This window comes from uncultured Haliea sp. (assembly GCF_963973825.1).
In the GTDB taxonomy this organism is placed as follows: domain Bacteria; phylum Pseudomonadota; class Gammaproteobacteria; order Pseudomonadales; family Halieaceae; genus Haliea.
On the sequence record NZ_CAXBAE010000002.1, the window covers coordinates 63,465 to 86,285 of the forward strand.

A 22,821-nucleotide genomic window follows, 5' to 3' on the forward strand; every position below is an offset into this window, starting at 1 on the left:
CCCGGTGTTGTGGCCGCGCCCCTGACCCCACCTGACAGCGACCCACTGGGCGCAGCACTGGGCGCCTGGCACAGCGCCCGCCGCTGGCTGGTAGCGTTCAGCGGCGGGCTGGATTCCACGGTGTTGCTGCACGCGCTGTGTTCCCGACGCGTCCATGGGTCAACACCACCGATTATCGCGGTGCACATCAATCACCAGCTGCATGCGGATGCCGGGCACTGGCAGGCGCGGGCACAAACGCTGTGTGCCACGCTGGGCGTACCGCTGGAGCTGCGCACAGTCAGGGTCCGTCAGTCCGGGTCGGGTCTCGAGGCCGCGGCCCGCGAGGCGCGCTACGCTGCCCTGGAGTCGCTGGTGGGGGAAGGCGATGTCATGTTTTTCGCCCACCACCAGGATGACCAGGTGGAGACGGTCCTGCTGCGCTGGCTGCGCGGTGCCGGTTTGCATGGCCTGCAGGGTATGCCGGCGCAGCGTCCATTGGGTCGCGGGCAGTTGGCCAGGCCGCTGCTCGAACAGCCGCGCAGTGTGCTGGAGGCTTATGCTGCAGAGCACGCCCTGAGCTGGATTGAAGATCCGTCCAACACCGATACCTCGCTGGACCGAAACTACCTGCGGCACGAAATCCTGCCCGCCATTGCGCGGCGCTGGCCTGCCTACCGCGGCAGTATCGCCCGTTCGGCGCGGCAGTTGGGGGCGGCGGAAAGCGTGCTGGACGGCCTGTTGCCGGCGCCACGTCGGCTGCTCAGCCTGCTCGGTGATCCGGGGATCGATATGCAGGAGCTGCTGGCACTGCCGGACGCGACCGCCACCATGGCGCTGCGCGGGTGGCTGGTCAGCCAGGGGTTGCTCCTTCCCCCTGCCACAGCCCTGGCCGAGTTCATGCGTCAGCTGCGTGCAGGGTCCGCCGGTCCGCTACTCGCCTGGCGGGGGCACAGGCTGTGTCGTTTCGGGGCTGGCGTATTTCTGTTGCCCACTGGCGGGGAGCGCAGCCCGGCGGGCGCGCAGCTGTTCCCCGGTGGCACACTGGCACTGGCGGGAGGTGGGCAGCTGCGGCTGCTCCCGGCGGGTCGGCAGTCGGGCCTTCGACTGCCGCCGGGCTCTGCGCTGACCCTGCAGTGGCGCCGTGGCGGTGAGCGTTGCCGGCTGCCGGGCCGTGCCGGCAACCGCCGCGTGAAAACCCTGCTGCAGGATGCCGGCATACCCCCGTGGTGGCGTGAACAGGTCCCGCTGCTCTTCCTCGGGGACGCGCTGGTCGCCGTGGCGGACCTCTGGCTGTGCGACGGTCCCTGGTTTGCCCCGGAGGGTGGCGAAGACGCCTGGCGGGTCTGCTGGACACGAAATACAGCGGCTGGCGCGATTGAGCTCTGAGGGCCTTTCTGGTAACCTGATTTCCCATCTTTTTGCTGGTCTTGCGGGCCCCGGACGCTGCGTTTCGCCTCCGCCTGCCGGCCCCGTGATGCCCTTGTTCACAGCGTACAGATAGGCTTTGCATGACGCGTTATGTCTTCGTCACCGGTGGTGTGGTTTCTTCCTTGGGCAAGGGGATTGCAGCCGCATCCCTCGCGGCGGTGCTCGAGGCGCGCGGCATCAAGGTCACCCTGCTGAAGCTCGACCCCTATATCAACGTCGACCCGGGCACCATGAGTCCCTTTCAGCACGGCGAGGTGTTCGTGACCGAAGACGGCGCCGAGACCGATCTGGATCTGGGCCATTACGAGCGCTTTACCCGCGCGACCATGAAGCGCACCAACAACTTCACCACTGGACGCGTGTACAACACGGTGTTGAAAAAGGAGCGACGGGGCGATTACCTGGGTGGTACCGTGCAGGTGATTCCGCACATCACTGACGAAATCAAGCGGCGCGTCATCCTCGGTGCGGGTGATGCCGATGTCGCCATCGTCGAAATCGGCGGCACGGTCGGCGACATCGAAAGCCTGCCTTTTCTGGAGGCCGCGCGACAGCTGCGGGTGGAGGTCGGTTCCAGCCGGGCGTTGTTGATGCACCTCACCCTGGTGCCCTACATCGCGACCGCCGGGGAAATCAAAACCAAGCCCACCCAGCACTCGGTCAAGGAACTCCGCTCCATCGGCCTGCAGCCGGATATCCTGCTCTGCCGCTGCTCCGTGCCCATTGAGGAGAGTGCCTGCAAGAAGATATCCCTGTTTACCAATGTGGAGGAGCGGGCGGTGATTCCGCTGCTCGACGCCGACTCCATCTATCGTATTCCCGGCATGCTGCACGCCTATGGGCTCGACGAATTCGTGGTGGAGCGTTTCAACCTGGACTGCCCGCCGGCGGATCTCGCCGAATGGGACGATGTGCTGCGCCGAGAGTTCAGCGACACCTGCGGTACGGTGCGCATCGCCATGGTCGGCAAGTACATGGATCTGCTGGACGCCTACAAGTCGCTCAACGAGGCGCTGAAGCACGCGGGTCTGCAGACCCTGGCGGAGGTGAAGATCGACTACATCGATGCCGAGGATATCGAACGCGACGGCACGTCAGTGCTCGCCGGCGCCGATGCCATACTGGTGCCGGGCGGATTTGGCGACCGCGGCGTGGAGGGGAAAATCACCGCGGTACGCTATGCGCGAGAGAACAAGGTGCCGTTCCTGGGTATCTGTCTGGGCATGCACGTGGCGCTGATCGAGTACGCGCGCAACGTGATCGGTCTGGAGGGCGCCAACTCCACAGAGATGCAGGCCTCGACCCCGCACCCGATTGTCGCGCTGATCACCGAGTGGCAGAACGCGGATGGCTCTACCCAGCAGCGCGATGCCAGCTCCGACCTCGGTGGCACCATGCGCCTCGGGGCCCAGACCTGCTACCTTGAGCCGGGCTCTCAGGTGCGAGCGATTTACGGCGAGGACACGGTGCTGGAGCGCCATCGTCACCGCTACGAAATCAACAACAATTACGTGGAGCAGCTGACCGCTGCCGGCGTGCGAATTGGTGGCTGGTCGGCCGATAAGGCGCTGGTGGAGATGATTGAGTTGCCCGATCACCCCTGGTTTATCGCCTGTCAGTTCCACCCCGAGTTCACGTCTCGCCCGCGGGGCGGACACCCGCTGTTCACCAGCTATATCGAGGCCGCGCTGGCTCATGCCAGGGGCTGATCGGGCAGCGGGGCGCAGGCCATGAGCGCGCGCGTGGAGCAACTCGGTGCCATCACCATTGGGAATAGCGAACCCTTTGTCCTGCTGGGTGGCGTGAATGTGCTGGAAGGTCGCGATTTCGCCCTGCAGGTGGCGGAGCACTATGTCCGGGTGTGCGAACGCCTTGCCATTCCCCTGGTGTTCAAGGCCTCCTACGACAAGGCCAACCGCTCATCCATCCATTCCTTTCGCGGTCCGGGGCTCGACGAGGGCCTGGCGATACTGGCGGCGGTGAAAGCGGAGTTCGGCGTCCCGCTGATCACCGATGTGCATGCACCGGAGCAGGCCGCGGCCGCCGCAGAAGTGTGTGACATTATCCAGTTGCCAGCCTTCCTTGCCCGCCAGACCGATCTGGTCGCAGCGATGGCGGCCACTGGCGCGATGATCAATATCAAGAAGCCCCAGTTCCTCAGCCCGTCACAAATGGCGAACGTGGTTGAAAAGTTCGTGGAGTGTGGCAACGAGCGACTGCTGATCTGTGAGCGCGGCAGCAATTTCGGCTATGACAACCTGGTGGTGGACATGCTCGGTTTCGGGGTCATGAAGCGGGTCTGCGGCGATCGCCCGTTGATTTTTGACGTGACCCACGCGCTGCAATGCAGGGATCCCGCAGGTGCCGCCTCCGGTGGGCGCCGATCGCAGGTGCTGGAGCTGGCACGTGCGGGTATGGCGCTCGGGCTGGCGGGACTGTTTCTGGAAGCGCACCCGGACCCGGCACGGGCGCTGTGCGACGGTCCCAGTGCGCTGGCACTGCACCAGCTGGAACCCTTTCTCGAGCAGGTCAAGGCCGTGGACAAGCTGGTCAAGCATCTGCCGAACCTCATTATCGATTGAACTTTGCCTTTTGGAGTTGACGCAATGAGCAAGATTGCCAATGTACAGGCCTTTGAGGTCATGGATTCCCGGGGCAACCCGACGGTCATGGCCGAGGTCACCCTGGACAGCGGTGAGGTCGGGTCTGCCTGTGCACCGTCCGGCGCATCCACCGGCTCGCGCGAGGCGCTTGAGCTGCGCGATGGCGACAAGCAGCGCTACCTGGGGAAGGGCGTGCTGACCGCAGTGGGTCACGTCAACAGTGACATCCGCGCACTGCTGCTGGGCATGGACCCCGGTCGCCAGCGCGATATCGACGCCGCGATGATCGATGCCGATGGCACCGAGAACAAGGCCCGCTTCGGTGCCAATGCGATTCTTGCCGTTTCACTGGCCACGGCCAAGGCGGCGGCGCAGGCGCGCAAGCTGCCACTCTACCAGCATATCGCAGAGCTCAACGGTACCGAGCGTTTGAGCATGCCGGTGCCAATGATGAATATCCTCAATGGGGGAGAGCACGCAGACAACAACGTCGACATCCAGGAGTTCATGGTGCAACCGGTCGCGGCCCCGAGCTTCGCCGAGGCCCTGCGCGCCGGCGCCGAGATATTCCACGCGCTGAAGAAAGTGCTGTCCGAGCGCGGGCTGAGTACGGCGGTGGGTGACGAGGGTGGCTTTGCCCCCAATCTGCCATCCAATGAAGCGGCGCTGGACGTGATTGCGGAAGCGGTCGCTAACGCGGGTTACCGGCTTGGCAGCGATATCACCCTGGCACTGGACTGTGCCGCATCGGAGTTTTACCGCGACGGCGTGTACGATCTCGCCGGCGAGGGCAAGCGCTTCAGCAGTGCAGAGTTTACGGATTACCTCGCCGACCTTGCGGCCGCGCACCCCATCGTCTCTATAGAGGACGGTCTCGACGAGTCTGACTGGGATGGCTGGAAGATGCTGACCGACAAGATTGGCGATCGTGTGCAGCTGGTGGGCGATGATTTGTTCGTGACCAATACGCGCATTCTGAAGCGTGGTATCGACACCGGTGTGGCCAATTCCATCCTGATCAAGTTCAACCAGATCGGCAGCCTGTCGGAAACTTTGGATGCGATTGCGATGGCACGCAAGGCCGGCTACACCGCCGTAATCTCCCACCGCTCCGGGGAAACCGAGGATACGACCATTGCCGATCTGGCTGTTGCCACTGCGGCGGGGCAGATCAAAACGGGCTCCCTGTGTCGCTCGGACCGCGTCGCCAAGTACAACCGTTTGTTGCGCATCGAGGCGGAGCTGGGTGGCCGCGCCGCCTACCGCGGTCTTGCCGAAATCGCCGGCCGGCGCGGGTAAAATGAAGTACCTGCTGGCCGGTATGGTGTTGTTGCTGGTCGCGCTGCAGTACAGATTGTGGTTCGCCGAGGGCAGCCTTGCCGAGCGGCACCGTCTGCAGCAGCAGGTACAGCGCGAAGAGGCCGTCAACAGCGAGCTGCGCGCGCGCAACGCCGTACTCGAGCGCGAGGTACTGGATCTGCAATCGGGTAATGATGGCCTGGAACAGCGCGCTCGCGAGCAGCTGGGGCTGGTCCGTGAAGGCGAAGTGTTCTACCAGGTCGTTCCTGAGGCGGTAAAGGCGCAGGCTCCGGCGCAGCCGCCGCGCGTCGAGCCGGTGGAGTGAGCAACGTGGCTCGTTGTTGGGGGGTCATTCCCGCGGCGGGAAGCGGCTCGCGCATGGGCCTTTCCGAACCCAAGCAGCATCGGTTGCTGGGTGGCAAGACCCTTCTGGAACACAGCCTTGATGCGCTCTTACGGCTCCCGGGCATGCGGGGTGTTGTCATCGCCCTTGCGGCTGATGACGCCAGGACGTCGGACTTTCGCGACACGCATGGGCGCGTGCACGTCGTAGCGGGCGGTGCGCAGCGCGCCGATTCCGTGCTGGCCGCGTTGCACTTTTTGCAAAAAATTGCATATGAAGATGACTGGGTGCTGGTGCACGATGCAGCGCGCCCCTGCCTGGCCCCGGCAGACGGGGAGAGGCTGGTGTCAGAGGTGCTGGCGCACGGCGACGGCGGCCTCCTGGCTGAACCACTGGTTGACACGCTGAAGCGCGTGGGTGCCGATGGCCTGGTGCAGGCCACTATCGATCGCCGTGGCCTCTGGCGTGCCCAGACCCCCCAGATGTTCCCGCTGCTGCCACTGCAGCAGGCCCTGTCGTCGGCCCTGGCGGCCGGCGTTGCTGTCACCGATGAAGCCTCCGCCATGGAGTGGGGTGGGCACCGGGTTCGGGTGGTGCCCGGGTCGCCACGCAACTTCAAGGTGACGGTCCCCGGCGATCTTGAACTGGCGGCTTTTTACCTGGGTATCGCCGACGGAGGGCAGGAGTGAGCGCAATGCGAATCGGACACGGCTTTGATGTGCATCGTTTCGGCCCCGGCAGCGCTGTGGTGCTGGGGGGTGTCAGCATCCCCCATACCCGGGGCCTGGTGGCGCACTCGGACGGCGACGTACTGATTCACGCACTCTGTGATGCCTTGCTCGGTGCGGTGGGCGCTGGAGACATCGGTCGGCACTTCCCTGACAGCGACCCCGCCTTTGCCGCAATCGACAGCCGTATCTTGCTGCGCCGCGTGGTCGAGCAGGTGTTTGCCCTGGGTTGGCAACTGGTCAACGCAGACACCACGCTGGTCGCGGAAGCGCCGCGCATGGCGGCCCACATTCCCGCGATGCAGGCTAACCTGGCCGCCGACCTGCGCGTGGCTGTGGGGCAGGTCAACGTCAAGGCCACCACGACCGAGAAACTGGGCTTTACCGGCCGTGGCGAAGGGATAGCCGCGCACGCGGTGGTGCTGCTGCAGGGTATTGCTGACGCATGAATCCCGAACTCAGTCGCGTTGGGCCCATCGCTGACGCGACGGCGATCATACGCAGTGTGCCCGAGGACTTCCGGGTGTCCGAGCAGCTGGGCTTCGTCCCTGACGGGCAGGGCGAGCACGTGTTCCTCTATATCGAGAAACGGGGACTGAATACCGCGGACCTGGTGCAGCGCGTGTCATTGCTGGCTGGAATCCATCCGCGAGATATTGGCTTCAGTGGCTTGAAAGACCGCAATGCGGTTACCCGCCAGTGGCTCAGCGTGCGCATGGCCGGCAAGCCGGAGCCCGATTGGCAGCGCCTGCAGGTGAATGACGAGGTCACTGTACTGGAGTGCCAGCGTCATTCGCGCAAGCTCAAGCGCGGCGTGCATCGGAGCAACGGGTTTGCACTGCGCCTGCGTGATGTGCAGGGGGATACGGAGGTGGTGGTGTCAGCGCTGGAGCGTATTCGCGACCGTGGCGTCCCCAACTACTTTGGCGAGCAGCGTTTCGGGCGTGACGGCGGTACGCTGTTACAGGCCCAGGCGTGGATGCTGCGTGGTGCGCGCAAGCTGAGCCACAGCAAGCGTAGCCTGTTTCTGTCGGCGTTGCGCAGCGACCTGTTCAACCGGCTGCTGGCGCAGCGGGTACAAGACGGCACCTGGGACCGCCTGCAGCTGGGCGACGTCTGCCAGCTGCAGGGCAGTCGCAGCCTGTTCCCCTGTACCGAACTGGATGCCGCATTGCAGCAGCGCGCCGCGGCGGGCGATGTCCATCCCGGCCTGCCGCTCTGGGGCGGCGGCGAGAGCCTGCAGAGCCCCGCGCTGGTCGCGGCGCAGAAGGCCCTGCTGGCGCCCCAGGCAGCTGTCTGCGAGTTTCTGGAGCAGGCGGGTTTGAGCGTGGCATATCGCCCTGCACGACTGATGCCGGATGACTTTTCGTGGCGCTTTTGTGATGATGGGTCGTTGCTGCTGACGTTTCATTTACCGCCGGGCAGCTATGCGACCGCCTTGCTGGCGGAAACACTGAATTACAGGGAAGGGCACAGGGAGCGTGAGGGGCGCAGTGAATAAGGTCGATCTCAAGGGCATCGGGATGACTTCGCAGCGCACGCGTGAGCGTCTTGTGCGACGTCTTGCCGAGCAGGGTATCCAGGATGAGCGCGTGCTCGATGTCATGCGCCGCACGCCCCGGCACCTGTTTCTCGACGAGGCGATGGCGCACCGCGCGTATGAGGACACGGCCCTGCCGATCGGGTTCCAGCAAACACTCTCCCAGCCCTACATCGTGGCCCGCATGACCGAACTGCTGTTGGAACAGGGTCCCCGCAGTCGCGTGCTGGAAATTGGCACGGGGTCGGGATACCAGACCGCGGTACTGGCCCAGTTGGTCGATGAGGTGTGGAGTGTGGAGCGCATCAAGCCGCTGCTGGACAAGGCGCGCGCCCGACTGCGCCAGCTGAAGCTGCGCAACGTGCGCTTCAGTCACGCTGATGGTGGCCTGGGCTGGGAGGAGGCTGCACCGTTTGACGGCATTCTCAGTACCGCGGCCCCGGAAAGCATCCCCGAGGACCTCCTCCTGCAACTGGCGCCCGGCGGTTGTCTGGTCATCCCGGTGGGGGCATCGCTGCAGAACCTGCAGGTGATCACCCGGACCAGTGAGGGCTATGAGACACGCTTGGTAGAAGCGGTGCGCTTTGTGCCTCTGCGTTCGGGTACGGTGAAATGAGGCCATGACGCCACTGGGTGTGTTTCTTCGCGGAGTCCTGATGGGCGCGGCGGATATTGTGCCCGGGGTGTCGGGCGGCACCATGGCCTTCATCACCGGCATCTACGATCGCCTGCTGGCGAGTATTCGCGCCTTTGACCTGCCGCTCCTGCGCCTGCTGTATCGCGGCGACCTGCGGCGCGCCTGGGAGCATGTTGACGGCGCGTTCCTGCTCACGCTGGTCGCGGGCATAGCCACCAGCATCCTGTCCCTGGCCCGGGTTATCGCCTGGCTGCTGGAGGCCTATCCTGTGCCGCTCTGGGCGTTTTTCTTCGGCCTCATACTGGCCTCGGCACTGGTGCTGCTGCGTCAGGTACCGCATTGGAGCCCGGCCCGCGTGTTGTGCCTGATCATTGGGCTCGGCGTGGCGGCGGCGATCGCGCTGAGCCCTGTGGTGGCGCTGCCTCCGGGACTCCCCGCGGTGTTCATCGCCGGGTTTATCGCCATCTGCGCGATGATACTCCCGGGCATCTCCGGCAGTTTCATTCTCATCCTCCTGGGTATGTACGCAACGGTCCTGCAGGCGGTGAAGAACCTTGAGCTGGCCGTCATGCTGGTGTTTGCCCTGGGTGCCGGGCTGGGCCTGATGTGCTTTTCCCGGGTGCTGCACTGGCTGCTGCGCCGCTACCACGCGGCGACCATGGCGCTGTTGACCGGTTTCCTGTTCGGGTCACTGCTCGTGGTCTGGCCCTGGAAGCACCCCCTGGATTGGGTGCTCGGTAGCGATGGTGTGCCGCGGCCAGCACAGCAGGTGCCGGTATTACCCTGGCAGTTTGCCAGTGAGCCCTGGCTGCTGACCTGCCTGATTCTGATGGTGTTTGGCTTTACCCTGGTGTGGGTGATTGAGAGGCGCTGGGGTGGGTCATAGGCAACTGCCCGCGCTGCTGGGATGCCTGGCGCTGTTGCTGTTGGCGGGCTGCGGTAGCGGCGGACGTGCGCCCATCGAAGATCGACAGTCCCCTGCCGCGGTGGGTGGAGTAGCGTCGGAACGCTACGTTGTGCGGCGGGGAGATACCCTCTACGCAATCGCCTTCCGCTTTGGCATGGATTATCGCAGCGTCGCCGCCGCCAACGGGATTGCTGCACCCTACACGATCTACCCCGGGCAGAACCTGATTATCCGGCCCGGTCGTGAAGTTGTCGCAAGTCCGCGCAGCTCCCAGCCATCGCCGGCCAACCCCCGTCCCGTCCCGACCCAGGCCACCGCGCGGCCGGCGACGGTTCCCGGGCCTGTCAGCCCGCCAGTGGCGCCGCCACCGGGTAGCGTAGCGGGTACGCCGCGCAGTGAAAATCCGGCTCCTCCACTGGCCGCGGCCAGCACGCCACCGGCACCGCGCCTGACGCCGGTCAGCGCATGGCGCTGGCCCTCCCAGGGGCCGGTGACACGCCGGTATTCCGCCACGGTGCACAAGGGCATCGATATTGGCGGAAGCCGGGGTGACCCGGTGGTGGCCGTGGCCGCGGGTGACGTCGTGTACGCGGGTACCGGTATCGTGGGTTTTGGTGAGTTGCTGATTATCAAGCACGACGATGTGTACCTCAGCGCCTACGGACACAACGACCGCTTGCTGGTCGCTGAAGGTGCACGTGTGGCTGCGGGCCAGCAGATTGCCGAGAAGGGCAGCACCGGCACCGACGTCGTGAAGTTGCACTTCGAGATCCGCAAAGAGGGTAAACCGATCGACCCCCTGCAACTGTTGCCCAGGCGTTAGGTGTCTTGTGGTGTCTTGTAATGAAATGTAAGCATGGGGTAACCTGACCAACCGGCGACAGAAAGCTCCCTTCCGCGGGTGAGATTGAGGTGTGGCATGGAAGTCGAGATAACAAAAACAGGCCAGAGAGCCGCGACCCACGCAGTGCGCGAAACCGAAGAACCGGCCTATGCAGAAAGCGCCGACGCGACTGAACTCGAGGCGCTGGACGCGGACGAGGCGGCGGACGACGACGATGACGAGGCACTCGCCTTCGACCGCGCCAAGGCCGCGCGTTCCGGCGAAAAGTCGCTGGACGCAACCCAGCTGTATCTCAACGAGATCGGGTTTTCGCCGCTGCTGACCGCCGACGAGGAAAAACACTTTGCGCGCCTGGCGTTGAAGGGTGACGAGGCGGCGCGTCGCAGGATGATCGAGAGCAACCTGCGCCTGGTGGTGAAGATTTCCCGCCGTTACCTCAATCGAGGCCTCACGCTGCTCGACCTGATTGAAGAGGGCAACCTGGGACTGATTCGGGCCGTGGAAAAGTTTGACCCCGAACGGGGCTTCCGTTTTTCCACCTATGCGACCTGGTGGATTCGCCAGACGATTGAGCGCGGTATCATGAACCAGACCCGGACCATTCGTCTGCCTATCCATGTGGTCAAGGAACTCAATGTGTACCTGCGCGCCGCGCGGGAACTCACCCAGAAACTTGATCACGAGCCCACCGCGGAGGAAATCGCGGAGATGCTTGATCGCCCTGCCGGCGAAGTCAAACGCATGCTGGGTCTGAACGAGCGGGTGACCTCCATTGATGTGCCGATCAGTTCAGACTCTGATCGCGCGATGCTGGAAACCATTGCGGACAGCAACGACAGCGACCCCTCGCAGCTGTTGCAGGAGGATGACATTCGCAACAGCATCAGCCAGTGGCTGGATCAGCTCTCCGAGAAGCAGCGTGAAGTGGTTGCACGGCGCTTCGGCCTGCGCGGGCACGAAAGCAGCACATTGGAAGAGGTAGGGCGGGAGATAGGCCTGACACGTGAACGGGTCAGGCAGATTCAGGTCGAGGCGCTGCGCCGCTTACGCCAGATCATGGAGACCCAGGGGCTGACCGGCGACGCGATTTTCCGCTGAGGCCTCAGCGCTCCAGCAGTGCCAGCTTGTTGGGTTTGTTGGCCCACTCTTCGGCGTCCGGGAGGGCGTCTTTCATCTCCGTGATGTTGGGCCACACGTCGGCAAGCTCGGCATTGAGCTCAAGGAATACCGCCTGGTCTTCCGGCAGCTCGTCTTCGGAATAGATGGCGTCTACCGGGCATTCGGGCTCGCAGAGTGCGCAATCGATGCACTCGTCGGGGTGAATGACCAGAAAATTCGGCCCCTCGTAAAAGCAGTCAACTGGACAGACTTCCACGCAGTCTGTGTGTTTGCACTTGATACACTGTTCACCTACAACAAAAGTCATGCCAGTTTTGCCTCATTTGCAGGGGCGCCTCTGCCCCGTGGGCGCCCGTTTCGGGTCGGAAGTTTAACCGCTGCGCCCGGAGTTTTAAAGGGTTCGCGCCGGGCTGTTTTCCCGCGGGCAGGGCGGCCACCAGCGGGCTTGCCCTAGCCCAGGGTGTCACGGAGGCGGTAGAGCAGCTCCAGTGCTTCCCGGGGGGTCAGGGCATCCGGGTCGGTGTTTTCCAGAAGGGAGACCGCAGGGTGTGGTTCAGTGCTGGCGAACAGCTCAGCCTGGGTGGGTGCCGGCAAGGGGTCTTCGCGCCCGGGGGCGCGCTCCAGCGCCTGCAGCTTCTCGCGGGCGGCGCGCAGCACCGTGTCCGGTATACCCGCCAGCTTCGCCACCTGCAGGCCAAAGCTGCGGTTTGCCGGCCCCTCCTGGATGTTGTGCAGAAACACCACATGGTCCTCGTGTTCCGTGGCGTCCAGGTGCACGTTGGCCATGGTCGGGCACTGTTCCGGCAGGACGGTGAGCTCGAAATAGTGGGTGGCGAAAAGCGTGAAGGCCCGCACGGTGCGGGCCAGCTGGACGGCAGCCGCCCAGGCGAGGCTGAGACCGTCGAAGGTGCTTGTGCCGCGGCCCACTTCATCCATCAGTACCAGGCTGCGCTCGGTCGCGTTGTGCAGGATGTTGGCGGTCTCGGTCATCTCCACCATAAAAGTCGAACGCCCGCTGGCGAGGTCATCCGAGGAGCCGATGCGAGTGAAGATGCGGTCCATGGGTGACAGCCGTACGCGGTTCGCCGGCACGAAGCTGCCGACATGGGCGAGCAGGGCGATCAAGGCGTTCTGGCGCATGTAGGTGGATTTACCGCCCATGTTGGGACCGGTGATCAGCAGCATGCGCCGCTGATCGTTGAGCAGTGTGTCGTTGGCGATAAACGGCTCCTCCAGCACCTGTTCCACCACCAGGTGGCGGCCGGCCTCCACCTCGAAAACCTGTTCCTGCGTGAACTCAGGCTGGCACAGGCGCAGCTGTTCGGCGCGTTCTGCCAGGGTGCCGAGCACGTCCAGCTCGGCGACGGCAGATGCCGTGTCCTGCAGCGGCGCCAGCTGTTCGTTGAGGGTTTCAACCAGGGCCTCGTAGAGCATTTTTTCCCGCGCCAGCGCGCGACTGCGAGCCGAGAGCGCCTTGTCCTCGAAGGCCTTGAGTTCCGGTGTGATAAAGCGCTCCGCATTCTTCAGCGTCTGGCGACGCTGGTAGGTGTCTGGCGCGCGGGCCGACTGTGCGCGGCTGATTTCGATAAAATAACCGTGGACGCGGTTGTAGCCCACTTTCAAGGTACTGATGCCGGTCGCCGCACGCTCCCGCGCTTCAATTTCCAGCAGATAGTCGCCTGCGTTGCTACTGATGCGGCGCAGCTCGTCGAGTTCGGCATCGTAGCCGGTGGCGATCACACCGCCCTCACGAATGACCACCGGTGGATTCTCGCACACAGCGCGTTCCAGCAGCTGGCAGAGCTGCGGGTATTCCGCCGCCTGCACGGAGAGTGCGTCGAGACGATCCGCGCGACAGGTGGCGAGCGCCTCGCGCAGCGTGGGCAGTGCGGCCAGCGAACTGCGCAGGCGGGTCAGGTCCCGCGGTCGCGCGGAACGCAGCGCAACGCGGCTGAGAATACGCTCCATATCGCCTATGGGTTTCAGCGCAGTGCGCAGCGCTTCGAAGCGGTAGTCATCGCAGAGCGCGCGCACCGCTCCCTGACGCAGACCGAGCACTGCCGTGTCGGTCAGCGGGCGATGCAGCCAGCGGCGCAGCAGGCGACTGCCCATGGCGGTGACGCAGTGGTCCATCACGGAAAACAGCGTGTGCGTGTCGCCGCCGGCGAGGTTGCGGTCAATCTCCAGGTTGCGTCGCGTGGCGGCATCCATAATCACGCTCTCGGCGCGATTTTCATGCGCGATGCTACGGATATGCGGCAGATTGCTGCGCTGGGTGTCCTTCACGTACTGCAGCAGGCAACCCGCGGCGCCGAGTGCCAGCCCCAGGCTCTCACAGCCGAAACCCTGCAGGTCGTGGGTCTGGAACTGAGTGTTCAGGGCACGACGCGCGCTGTCCTGGTCGAACTCCCAGACCGGTTGTGCTCGCGCGCCACGCCGTGCGCTGAGCAGGGGCAGGCCAAGCGTGTCCTGGAACAGCACCTCCGCCGGATTCAATCGCTGCAGTTCACTGGCGAGTGCCTCATCACCCTCGACTTCGAGGACGCGGAAACGGCCGCTGGCGAGGTCCAGCCAGGCCAGGCCGAAGCGGCCCCTGTGCTCCGCTACCGCGAGCAACAGGTTGTCACTGCGTTCCTCCAGCAGCGCCTCGTCACTCAGGGTACCGGGGGTCACAACCCGCACAACCTGGCGTTCCACCGGGCCCTTGCTGGTCGCCGGGTCGCCGATCTGCTCGCAGATGGCCACCGAAACGCCGCTCTTGACCAGGCGCGCGAGATAACCCTCCGCTGCATGGTAGGGCACGCCCGCCATGGGGATGGGCTCGCCGGCGGATTTGCCCCGCGCGGTCAGGGTAATGTCGAGGAGCTCCGCAGCACGCCTCGCGTCGTCGAAGAAGAGTTCGTAAAAATCGCCCATGCGATAGAACACCAGGTCACGCGGATGCTGCGCCTTGATTTTCAGGTACTGCTGCATCATCGGGGTGTGCACAGTTGCGGATTCGCTGGTCATGTATTGCGTGCTGCCTGTTCCTTGGATCGGTGGGTTAACGCAGGGGCGGGCATGCAGGCCACAGTGGCCGTCTCTTCAATGCACCACCGAGCGCGGCCGCTGACGCGTGGAGCCATCCTCGGATAAGAGGTAATCAAGCCGCAGGCATTCTTCCGCCAGCTGCAGCATGGCCTGCATGGTCATGGCAACGAAGTGATTGAACTGGCTTTCGGTAATGCCGGCATTGCCGGGGAAAATGGCGGCGGCTACCAGCTGTGGCGTCGCGTCGTCCACCACGTCGAGGAACAGCTTGAGCACCGGGTACTCCATGTTCAACCGCCCCAGATCGGCGGACAGGGCAAGCAGGGCCATGGGGCGGATTTCCAGCTCTGTGGTGAACAGCAGGCCAAAGCTCTCGGGAATCAGGCGGCTGTCCAGTACGCCCTCCTGCGACCTGATTTCGCTGATGTGCAGGTTATCGCAGTGCTCGCACAGGTAATTCTGTACGGCGCTGGCGTTCAGCCAGCGTTCCAGCAGTGCTCGATCAGGTGTGACGGGGGTGGACATGGGACAACCAGTGGCAATTGGGTAGTCCCGATTTTACGTCATGCCCGGACTATCCTCCACCGGCTTCTGTGCTATAACGATGCCATGGGCACCGATATCCACACCGTGCAGTTTTCCACTGCCGACTATCAGCGCTTCAGCCAGCGGCTCGAGGCGAACCTGCAGCGTCTGGAGGCACTGCTGGGGGTGCCCGGCTTCGGTGAGGGGCCGGCGTCATTGGGCGCTGAACTGGAGCTGTACGTTGTGGATGGTGCGGGCAGGCCCGCACACCTCAACGAGGAGCTGCAGGCGGCGGCGGGCGACGAGCAGCTGACACTGGAACTCAACCGCTACAACCTCGAGTACAACCTGAGCCCGGTCGCAGTGGCGGACAGCCCCTTTCTCTCGCTGGAAGAGGAAATCTGCCGCAAGCTGGGAACGCTGCGCCAGCTGGCGGCACAGCGGGCTGCGCAGGTGGTGCCCATCGGCATCCTGCCCACGCTGCAGCGCGATGACTTCGGGCCCGCCTGCATGACGCCAAAACGGCGCTTTGCCGCGCTGGTGGAGCAACTGATTGCCCGCCGGGGACGCCGCTTCACCATCAATATCAACGGGCAGCATCCGCTGCAGCTGGACATGGACGATATCACCCTGGAGGGCGCCAATACCTCGTTCCAGGTTCACTATCGCGTGGCGCCTGAGCGGTTTGCGGATGTCTTCAACGCGATCCAGGCCGTTACCCCGCTGGCGCTGGCGGTGGCGGGCAATTCCCCAACCCTGTTCGGCCATAGCCTGTGGCAGGAAACGCGTATCCCGCTGTTCAAGCAGTCCATCGACACGCGTCTGCCCGACCGCTACGCCTGGAAAGAGCCTGCCCGGGTGAACTTTGGCCAGGGCTGGGTGCGCCGCGATGCGCTGGAGCTGTTTGCCGAGGCGGTGCGTCTCTACCAGCCCCTGTTGCCGGTTTGCGCCGAGGAGGCCGACGATCCTGCCAGTCAGGAACTGCGCGAGTTACAGCTGCATCAAAGCACGGTGTGGTTGTGGAATCGCGCGGTGTACGACGCTGCCGCCGGCGGTCATCTGCGTATCGAGATGCGCACCCTGCCGGCGGGGCCCACCGCCGCCGACATGGTGGCCAATGCGGCCTTCCTGATCGGCATGGCGGAAGGGCTGCAGCCCGGGCTGCAACGCTGGTTGCCAGCCCTGCCGTTTTCGATTGCTGAACACAATTTCTACCGCGCTGCCCAGGAGGGGCTGGCGGCCCGACTGGTCTGGCCGCGTCCGCAGCAGACAGTGTGCGAGGAGCAATCCGCAGCCAGCCTGGTCGCGGACATGTTGCCCGTGGCCCGTCGCGGCCTGGATGCCATCGGTATCGCCGGCACAGAGTCCGACCGCTATCTGGGGATCATCGAGCGGCGGCTGGCCACGGGGCAGACCGGGGCGCGCTGGCAGCTGGCGCATCTCGGGCAGCCGGAGTCCAGAACACGCCCGGATCTAACGCAGTTGAGCGTCATGCTCGAGGCTTACCGCTTGCGCAGCGAGACCAATGAGCCGGTAGCGGAGTGGCCGCAGTGAGGCGGGTGCGCTTCCTGCGGAATCCGCTGGCGACGGAAATCGGCGACACCGTAGAGGAGTTTCTGCAGATCCTCGGTGGCCCCGCGAGTGTCTTTCTGGACGGGCGGGATACCCGTCGCACGCGGGCGCTGGTCACGCTCCTGCATGGTAACGAGCCGTCCGGCCTGATGGCCCTGTTCCGCTGGATCAAGTCGGGTCGCCAGCCTGCCGTCAACTGCGTGTGCATCATCGGTTCCGTCGAGGCGGCACTGCGGCCGCCGTTGTTCAGCCATCGCATGCTGCCCGGCGTGCGCGACCTGAACCGCTGCTTCAAGCCGCCCTTTGAGGGTGCCGAGGGCCTCCTCGCAGAGGAAATCCTGCAGATCCTGCGCGTGCACCACCCGGAGGCGGTTATCGACCTGCACAACACCTCCGGCAGTGGGCCGGCCTTCGGGGTCTGCACGCACCTCGACCGTGAACACGACGCGCTGGTCGCGCTGTTTACGGAACGCATGATCGTGACCCGCCTCAACCTTGGCGCGTTGATGGAAATCAGTGAACACAGTTACCCCACGGTCACGGTTGAAGTGGGTGGTCGGCTTGACGAGCGCGCCCACGAATTGGCCTGGGAGGGCCTGTGTCGCTACTTTGACAGTGATCGCGTGCTGGCGGGGGATGAGCCGGTCTGGGCGCTGGAGATCCTGCAGGATCCCGTGCGGCTGCATCTGAATCCCGGCGTGACCCTGGCCTACGGCGAGGCGCCTGACAGCGCGGCTGACGTCACCCTGCGGCAGGACATGGAGCATTTCAATTTCGCTACCGTCGATCCCGATGAGCCGCTGGGCTGGATACGCGGAGACCTGCGGAGCCGGTTCTGGGCCCAGGACGCGGGGGGGCGCTGTGTGCTTTCCAGCTTGCTGCGCTGCGTCGGAGGGCGCCTTTACCCGGCGGCGAAAATGACACTGTTCATGATCACCACCAACGTCGCCATCGCCCGCAGTGATTGCCTGTTCTACGCGGTCCCGCAGGCCAGCGTGTCATCCTGATTCCCGCCGACCTGTCGCCCAGGCAGGCACATCCCTGATCGCCGGGCAGATTTGGTGGTTCAGGGGGCTTGCAATTCACAGCCAATGCACTGAGTATATATACAGTACTCGGGTCCGGGAATCTGGCACCCGCAACCTTCGCCGCACAGGCCATCAATGACAGGAGCCGTCGATTATGGACGCCAACAAGCAGAAAGCACTGGATGCAGCCCTCAGCCAGATCGAACGCCAGTTCGGCAAGGGTACGGTGATGCGCATGGGCGACAACGAGCGTGTGGCCATGCCCGCGATCTCGACCGGTTCACTCGGTCTGGATATTGCGCTCGGCATCGGCGGCCTGCCCAAGGGGCGCATCTGCGAGATCTACGGCCCCGAGTCCTCGGGCAAGACGACACTGACACTGCAGGTGATCGCCGAGTCGCAGAAAGCAGGGGGCACAGCGGCGTTTATCGACGCCGAGCACGCCCTTGACCCCAGCTATGCCGAAAAACTCGGCGTCTGCGTGGATGACCTGATCCTGTCTCAACCGGATACCGGAGAGCAGGCACTGGAAGTCGCGGAGATGCTGGTGCGGTCCGGCGCGGTGGACGTGCTGGTCATCGACTCGGTTGCCGCCTTGACGCCGAAGGCGGAAATCGAAGGCGAAATGGGGGATTCCCACGTCGGTCTTCAGGCGCGCTTGCTGAGTCAGGCCATGCGCAAGCTCACCGGGGCCATCAAGCACAGCAATTGCCTGGTGATCTTCATCAACCAGATTCGCATGAAGATCGGCGTGATGTTCGGCAACCCGGAAACGACCACCGGTGGCAACGCACTGAAGTTCTACTCATCGGTACGCCTGGACATCCGCCGCATCGGTGCGGTGAAGGAGGGCGACGAGGTGGTCGGCAACGAAACCCGCGTCAAGGTGGTGAAGAACAAGGTGTCTCCACCCTTCAAGCAGGCTGAATTCCAGATTATGTACGGCAAGGGCATCTACCACATGGGTGAGGTGATCGACTGGGGTGTGAAGCTCAATCTGATCGACAAATCCGGTGCCTGGTACGCCTACAAGGGAGACAAGATCGGTCAGGGCAAGGCCAATGCGGCACGCTTCCTCGAAGAGAACCTGCCCATCGCCGAGGAGATAGAAGCCGAAATCCGTCGTCAGACCATGGTCGCTGCAGCGCCTCCGGCAAAAAAGGTTGCGCCGGCTGCTGAAGCCGATCTGCCGGACGAGGAGTAAGGCGAAGCCCGGGTGCTGTGCGCCCGGGGTCGATTTCCAGGTGCCGGGCTCCACTCACCCCCACTCTCGCGTGCCCGGCACCTCTTTTATCACCCATCGCAATGCCGATGGCTCGCGTTATCATGGCGTCCATGTCTGATCAATCCATCCATCCTGATACGCAGGGTCCGGCGGGCCGCGGGCCGGCCGCAGCCTCTGCGGCGGATATACGCAGTGCTGCCATGGACCTGTTGGCGCGGCGTGAGCACGCTCGCAGCGAGTTACAAACCAAGCTTCAGCGTCGTTTCGACGACGCAGCGCTGGTGAGCCGCGTGCTGGACGATCTTGCCGCGGAGAACCTGCAGAGCGATGCACGCTATGCCGAAAGTCTACTGCGCCAGCGACTGGACCGAGGCTACGGGCCGGTGCGTATCCGCCAGGAAATGCGCGAACGCGGTGTGGCGCAGGAGCGTATGCTCGCAGCCCTGGAGGCGGTTGATCCCGATTGGTACGAGGCGGCCACCCTGGCCTTCCAGCGCAAGTTCGGGCCGGCGTGTGCATTGCAGCCCGAGGACCCTGGTGAGTCGCCGTCCTGTCACAGCCGTCGTGAAGCACAGCAGCTGCGCCTGAAAGAAAAGGCGCGGCGCATGCGTTTCATGCAGTACCGCGGTTTCCTGCCGGAGCATTTCCGGCACCTGCTCGAGGACTGACCGCCACGATGCGCCCCCGCACTGACGCCGAGCCCGGGCAGGTACTCGACTGGTCGGTTTTGCCACGCCTCTGGCCCTACCTGCGCGATCATCGTCGGCGTATCGCCCTGGCGATGGCCTGTCTGCTGCTGGCCAAGGGTGCGATACTCGTGATCCCCTTCATCATGAAGCATCTGGTGGATGGCTTGAACCTGGAGTCGGGTGCGCGGCTCGCCGGATCGTTGGCGCTGGGGTTGATTGCCGCCTACGGTATCGCGCGCCTCTCCAGCGTATTGTTTGCCGAATTACGCGACACCCTGTTTGGTCGCGTCACTGAGCGCGCCATGCGTTCCCTTGGACTGTCGGTATTTCGTCACGTCCATCAGCTGGACCTCGGTTTCCATCTGGAGCGGCGCACCGGTGGCCTGGCCCGCGACATTGAACGGGGCACCAGCGGAGTGAGCTTTCTGCTGCGTTTCATGGTGTTCAACATTGTGCCCACACTGTTTGAAATTGCGGTAGTGGTCTCGGTATTCCTGTTCAGTTACGGGCTGAGTTATGCGCTGGTGACCCTGGTTTCAGTCGTTGCCTATGGCTGGTTTTCCTTTGGTGCGACGGAGTGGCGCACACGCTTTGTGCGGGAAATGAACGAGGCCGATTCGGCCTCCAATACGCGCGCTGTGGACAGCCTGCTCAATTTTGAAACCGTGAAGTATTTTGGCAATGAAGCCTACGAGGCGCAGCGCTACGACGAAGATCTGGCGCGCTGGGAGCAAGCGCGGCGGCGCAACCGCCTGTCACTGTTCGGGCTAAACGGCGGCCAGGCACTGATCATTGCGTTGGCGCAAACGGGCATCATCGGCCTCGCGGTATTGCAGGTGCGGACGGGGCAGCTCACGCTGGGTGACTTCGTACTGATCAGCCAGTACATGATCCAGCTGTTTCTGCCACTCGGTTTTCTCGGGTTTGTCTACCGAGAAATGAAAGGAGCAATGGCCAATATCGAGCGTCTGTTTGCCTTGCTGGATGTGCGCCCGGAGCTCGCTGATCGGCCCGGAGCGCCGGCCCTGGACGTTGCTGGTGGCGCTATCCGTTTTGAGCAGGTGAGCTTTCGTTACCAGGCTGGGCGCAGCATTCTCGACCGGGTCAGTTTCGAGGTGCCGCCGGGCAAGAAAGTGGCGGTGGTGGGAGCCAGTGGCGCCGGCAAGTCTACACTGGTCAAGCTGCTGTTTCGCTTTTACGACCCCAGTGCGGGGCGGATACTCATTGACGGGCAGGACATCGCAGAGGTCACCCGCGAATCGCTGCGCAGGGCGATTGGCATCGTGCCCCAGGACACCGTGCTGTTCAACGACACCCTGCTGGAGAACCTGCGATACGGCAAGCCTGGTGCCTCGGACGCCGAGGTGGCCGAGGCCGCCAGCATGGCCCACCTGGACGAGTTCCTTGTCCAGCTGCCCGATGGTTGGCAGACCCGGGTGGGCGAGCGCGGACTCAAGCTTTCCGGGGGGGAGAAGCAGCGCGTCTCCATTGCCCGCACCATCCTCAAGCGTCCGCCCATTCTGGTGTTTGACGAGGCCACATCCAGCCTGGACAGCCGCTCGGAGCAGGCGATTCTGAAGGCGCTGCGGGAGATTGCTCTCAACCATACCAGTCTGGTGATTGCTCACCGCCTGTCCACCGTTGTCGACGCTGACCGTATTCTGGTGCTGGATCAGGGCCGGATCGTCGAACAGGGCGGGCATCGCGAATTACTCGCATTGGGTGGTCGCTATGCGGCGCTGTGGGCTGCGCAGCAGGAGCAGTCGCTGCCCGATCCTCAGTAGGTATAACTGGACTGCAGGCCCAGCGGAAGACCCAGGGCCCAGTAGCCGAGCAGGAACAGCGTCCACAAAATGATGAAACTCACCGAGTAGGGCAGCATCAGCGCGGTGACCGTGCCGATCCCGGCGCTGCGAACATAGCGCTGACAATAGACCACCACCAGCGGAAAGTAGGGCATCAGTGGTGTGATGATGTTGGTGGTGGAGTCGCCTATGCGGTACGCCGCCTGGGTGAGGTCCGGTGATGCCCCGAGCTTCATCAGCATGGGAACCAGAATGGGGGCGAGCAGCGCCCATTTGGCCGATGCCGAGCCGACGAACAGGTTGAGAAAGCCCGTCAGCAACACAATGCCGGAAATGGTGAGGGCGCCAGGCAGTCCGAGTGCCTGCAGCCCCTGTGCACCTTTCACTGCCAGCAGTATGCCCAGGTTCGAAGCGCCAAAGGCGTAGATGAACTGGGCGATAAAGAACATGATGACCAGGTAGTAGCCCATGGTTTGCATGGTTTTGGTCATGCCCTCGATCACGTCCCGGCTGCTGGTGACCGTGCCCGCGCTGATGCCATACACCACGGCGGGCAGCAGGAAGAGCAGGAAGATCAACGGCACGATCGACGCCATGAGCGGAGCACCATTTTCTGTCAGGGAGCCACCCGGCCCGCGCCAGGCGGAACCCTCGGGCACTGCGCTCAGGCACAGCAGTATGATGGCCACGAGCATGCTCCACAGGGCGAGACGCAGCGCCCGCCGCTCTGTTGTACTCAATGCCTGCATCCCGGTCTCGGCGGCGACATCCGCGTCGATTGGCGTACGGCGCAGATGGGGTTCGACAAAGCGATCTGTGACCAGCCAGCCGACCAGCACGATCAGCAGAGAGGATGCTGAGGTGAAGAAATAGTTGTTCAGCGGGTTGAGGACCACGGAGGGGTCAATAATCTGGGCGGCGGACTGGGAGATACCCTGCAGCATCGGGTCGACCGAGGAGGGCACAAAGTTTGCCGAGTAGCCCCCCGAAACGCCGGCAAATGCCGCAGCGATGCCCGCCAGCGGGTGGCGGCCCGCCGCGTGGAAGATGATGCCTCCCAGCGGTATCACCAGTACGTAGCCGGCATCTGCGGCGGTGTGGCTGACGATCCCGACGACAATCACCATCGGGGTGAGCAGCCAGCGCGCGGTCACCCCCAGCATGGCGCGCAGGGTGCAGTTGATGAACCCGGTGTGTTCCGCTACACCAATGCCGAGCATGGCCACCAGCACTACGCCGATCGGGTGGAAGTGGGCGAAGGTTGTGACCATGTCCGCGAGAAACTGCGTCATGGCGGTCGGCGAGAACTGGTTGACGACCTGCAGTGCTTCGCCACTGCGGGGATCAATCAGGTCGTATTCGAATTGTGAGAACAGCAAGGACAGTGCCCAGGTGATGAACAGCAGGGCAATGAACAGAACGGCCGGGTCCGGCAGGCGGTTGCCGACGCGTTCAATACCGGCCAGCAGCCGCTGGGTCACTGTCACGGGGTGGGCAGGCTGGTTCATGCTGGCGGC

General features: G+C 64.0%; 21 protein-coding genes. 17 read left to right on the forward strand and 4 right to left on the reverse strand.

Annotation, left to right across the window (positions count from 1 at the left end):
* Positions 1-9 precede the first annotated feature (9 nt).
* The 12 genes from tilS (at position 10) to rpoS (ending at position 11,409) form a co-directional block, all read left to right on the forward strand.
* On the forward strand, positions 10-1,368 hold the full coding sequence (gene tilS / locus AACZ17_RS02795; RefSeq protein WP_290738752.1) for a tRNA lysidine(34) synthetase TilS: 1,359 nt from the start codon (positions 10-12) through the stop codon (positions 1,366-1,368).
* Positions 1,369-1,490: 122 nt separating this feature from the next.
* Positions 1,491-3,119, forward strand: coding sequence for a CTP synthase (locus AACZ17_RS02800; RefSeq protein ID WP_290738755.1), 1,629 nt, complete (start codon positions 1,491-1,493; stop codon positions 3,117-3,119).
* A 21-nt stretch (positions 3,120-3,140) separates the two neighbouring features.
* Entirely contained in the window at positions 3,141-3,992 is an 852-nt protein-coding gene (gene kdsA / locus AACZ17_RS02805; RefSeq protein ID WP_290738758.1) for a 3-deoxy-8-phosphooctulonate synthase, read from the forward strand.
* Positions 3,993-4,016: 24 nt separating this feature from the next.
* Positions 4,017-5,312 (forward strand): phosphopyruvate hydratase, encoded by a 1,296-nt coding sequence (eno, locus tag AACZ17_RS02810; protein ID WP_290738761.1) that lies wholly within the window; start codon positions 4,017-4,019, stop codon positions 5,310-5,312.
* A gap of 1 nt (position 5,313) precedes the next feature.
* Positions 5,314-5,637: a cell division protein FtsB gene (gene ftsB / locus AACZ17_RS02815; RefSeq protein WP_290738763.1), complete on the forward strand. Its 324-nt coding sequence runs from the start codon at positions 5,314-5,316 to the stop codon at positions 5,635-5,637.
* Positions 5,638-5,642: 5 nt separating this feature from the next.
* Positions 5,643-6,344: a 2-C-methyl-D-erythritol 4-phosphate cytidylyltransferase gene (gene ispD, locus AACZ17_RS02820; RefSeq protein WP_290738766.1), complete on the forward strand. Its 702-nt coding sequence runs from the start codon at positions 5,643-5,645 to the stop codon at positions 6,342-6,344.
* Between the two features lie 5 nt (positions 6,345-6,349).
* Positions 6,350-6,832: a 2-C-methyl-D-erythritol 2,4-cyclodiphosphate synthase gene (gene ispF, locus AACZ17_RS02825; RefSeq protein WP_290738769.1), complete on the forward strand. Its 483-nt coding sequence runs from the start codon at positions 6,350-6,352 to the stop codon at positions 6,830-6,832.
* On the forward strand, positions 6,829-7,884 hold the full coding sequence (locus tag AACZ17_RS02830; RefSeq protein ID WP_290738772.1) for a tRNA pseudouridine(13) synthase TruD: 1,056 nt from the start codon (positions 6,829-6,831) through the stop codon (positions 7,882-7,884). The genes ispF and AACZ17_RS02830 overlap by 4 nt, the downstream gene beginning before the upstream one ends.
* Positions 7,877-8,539: a protein-L-isoaspartate(D-aspartate) O-methyltransferase gene (locus tag AACZ17_RS02835; protein WP_290738775.1), complete on the forward strand. Its 663-nt coding sequence runs from the start codon at positions 7,877-7,879 to the stop codon at positions 8,537-8,539. Before AACZ17_RS02830 ends, AACZ17_RS02835 begins: the two co-directional genes overlap by 8 nt.
* 4 nt (positions 8,540-8,543) lie before the next feature.
* Positions 8,544-9,446, forward strand: coding sequence for a DUF368 domain-containing protein (locus tag AACZ17_RS02840; protein WP_290738778.1), 903 nt, complete (start codon positions 8,544-8,546; stop codon positions 9,444-9,446).
* Positions 9,436-10,290 carry a peptidoglycan DD-metalloendopeptidase family protein gene (locus tag AACZ17_RS02845; protein WP_290738781.1) on the forward strand — a complete coding sequence of 285 codons (855 nt, stop codon included), beginning with the start codon at positions 9,436-9,438 and terminating at the stop codon, positions 10,288-10,290. The genes AACZ17_RS02840 and AACZ17_RS02845 overlap by 11 nt, the downstream gene beginning before the upstream one ends.
* Positions 10,291-10,434: 144 nt before the next feature.
* The gene (gene rpoS, locus AACZ17_RS02850) at positions 10,435-11,409 is read left to right on the forward strand and encodes an RNA polymerase sigma factor RpoS (RefSeq protein WP_339637824.1); all 975 of its coding nucleotides are present in this window, start codon (positions 10,435-10,437) and stop codon (positions 11,407-11,409) included.
* 4 nt (positions 11,410-11,413) lie between these two features.
* Here rpoS and fdxA read toward each other — a convergent pair whose 3' ends face one another.
* The 3 genes from fdxA to AACZ17_RS02865 all read right to left on the reverse strand — a co-directional run bounded on the left by fdxA (position 11,414) and on the right by AACZ17_RS02865 (position 14,985).
* A complete protein-coding gene (gene fdxA, locus AACZ17_RS02855; protein WP_290738787.1) occupies positions 11,414-11,737 on the reverse strand; it encodes a ferredoxin FdxA in 324 nt (107 codons plus the stop codon).
* A gap of 143 nt (positions 11,738-11,880) precedes the next feature.
* Entirely contained in the window at positions 11,881-14,439 is a 2,559-nt protein-coding gene (gene mutS, locus AACZ17_RS02860; protein ID WP_290738790.1) for a DNA mismatch repair protein MutS, read from the reverse strand.
* Between the two features lie 75 nt (positions 14,440-14,514).
* Complete coding sequence (locus AACZ17_RS02865; RefSeq protein ID WP_290738793.1) at positions 14,515-14,985, reverse strand: YbjN domain-containing protein; 471 nt, start codon at positions 14,983-14,985, stop codon at positions 14,515-14,517.
* Between the two features lie 84 nt (positions 14,986-15,069).
* On the opposite strand from AACZ17_RS02865, the gene AACZ17_RS02870 reads away from it, so the two are divergent.
* The 5 genes from AACZ17_RS02870 to AACZ17_RS02890 all read left to right on the forward strand — a co-directional run bounded on the left by AACZ17_RS02870 (position 15,070) and on the right by AACZ17_RS02890 (position 21,283).
* Positions 15,070-16,539, forward strand: a complete 1,470-nt coding sequence (locus AACZ17_RS02870; RefSeq protein WP_290738796.1) for a glutamate-cysteine ligase family protein — start codon at positions 15,070-15,072, stop codon at positions 16,537-16,539.
* Positions 16,536-17,564, forward strand: a complete 1,029-nt coding sequence (locus tag AACZ17_RS02875) for a succinylglutamate desuccinylase/aspartoacylase family protein (protein ID WP_339637700.1) — start codon at positions 16,536-16,538, stop codon at positions 17,562-17,564. The genes AACZ17_RS02870 and AACZ17_RS02875 overlap by 4 nt, the downstream gene beginning before the upstream one ends.
* Positions 17,565-17,739: 175 nt before the next feature.
* Positions 17,740-18,789 carry a recombinase RecA gene (gene recA, locus AACZ17_RS02880; RefSeq protein ID WP_290738804.1) on the forward strand — a complete coding sequence of 350 codons (1,050 nt, stop codon included), beginning with the start codon at positions 17,740-17,742 and terminating at the stop codon, positions 18,787-18,789.
* A gap of 131 nt (positions 18,790-18,920) precedes the next feature.
* Positions 18,921-19,478, forward strand: coding sequence for a regulatory protein RecX (locus AACZ17_RS02885; RefSeq protein ID WP_290738807.1), 558 nt, complete (start codon positions 18,921-18,923; stop codon positions 19,476-19,478).
* A gap of 8 nt (positions 19,479-19,486) precedes the next feature.
* The gene (locus tag AACZ17_RS02890) at positions 19,487-21,283 is read left to right on the forward strand and encodes an ABC transporter ATP-binding protein/permease (protein WP_290738810.1); all 1,797 of its coding nucleotides are present in this window, start codon (positions 19,487-19,489) and stop codon (positions 21,281-21,283) included.
* Here the strand turns inward: AACZ17_RS02890 and AACZ17_RS02895 are convergent.
* Positions 21,277-22,812 (reverse strand): AbgT family transporter, encoded by a 1,536-nt coding sequence (locus tag AACZ17_RS02895; protein ID WP_290738813.1) that lies wholly within the window; start codon positions 22,810-22,812, stop codon positions 21,277-21,279. The two genes, AACZ17_RS02890 and AACZ17_RS02895, sit on opposite strands and share 7 nt — an antisense overlap.
* Between the last annotated feature and the right edge of the window lie 9 nt (positions 22,813-22,821).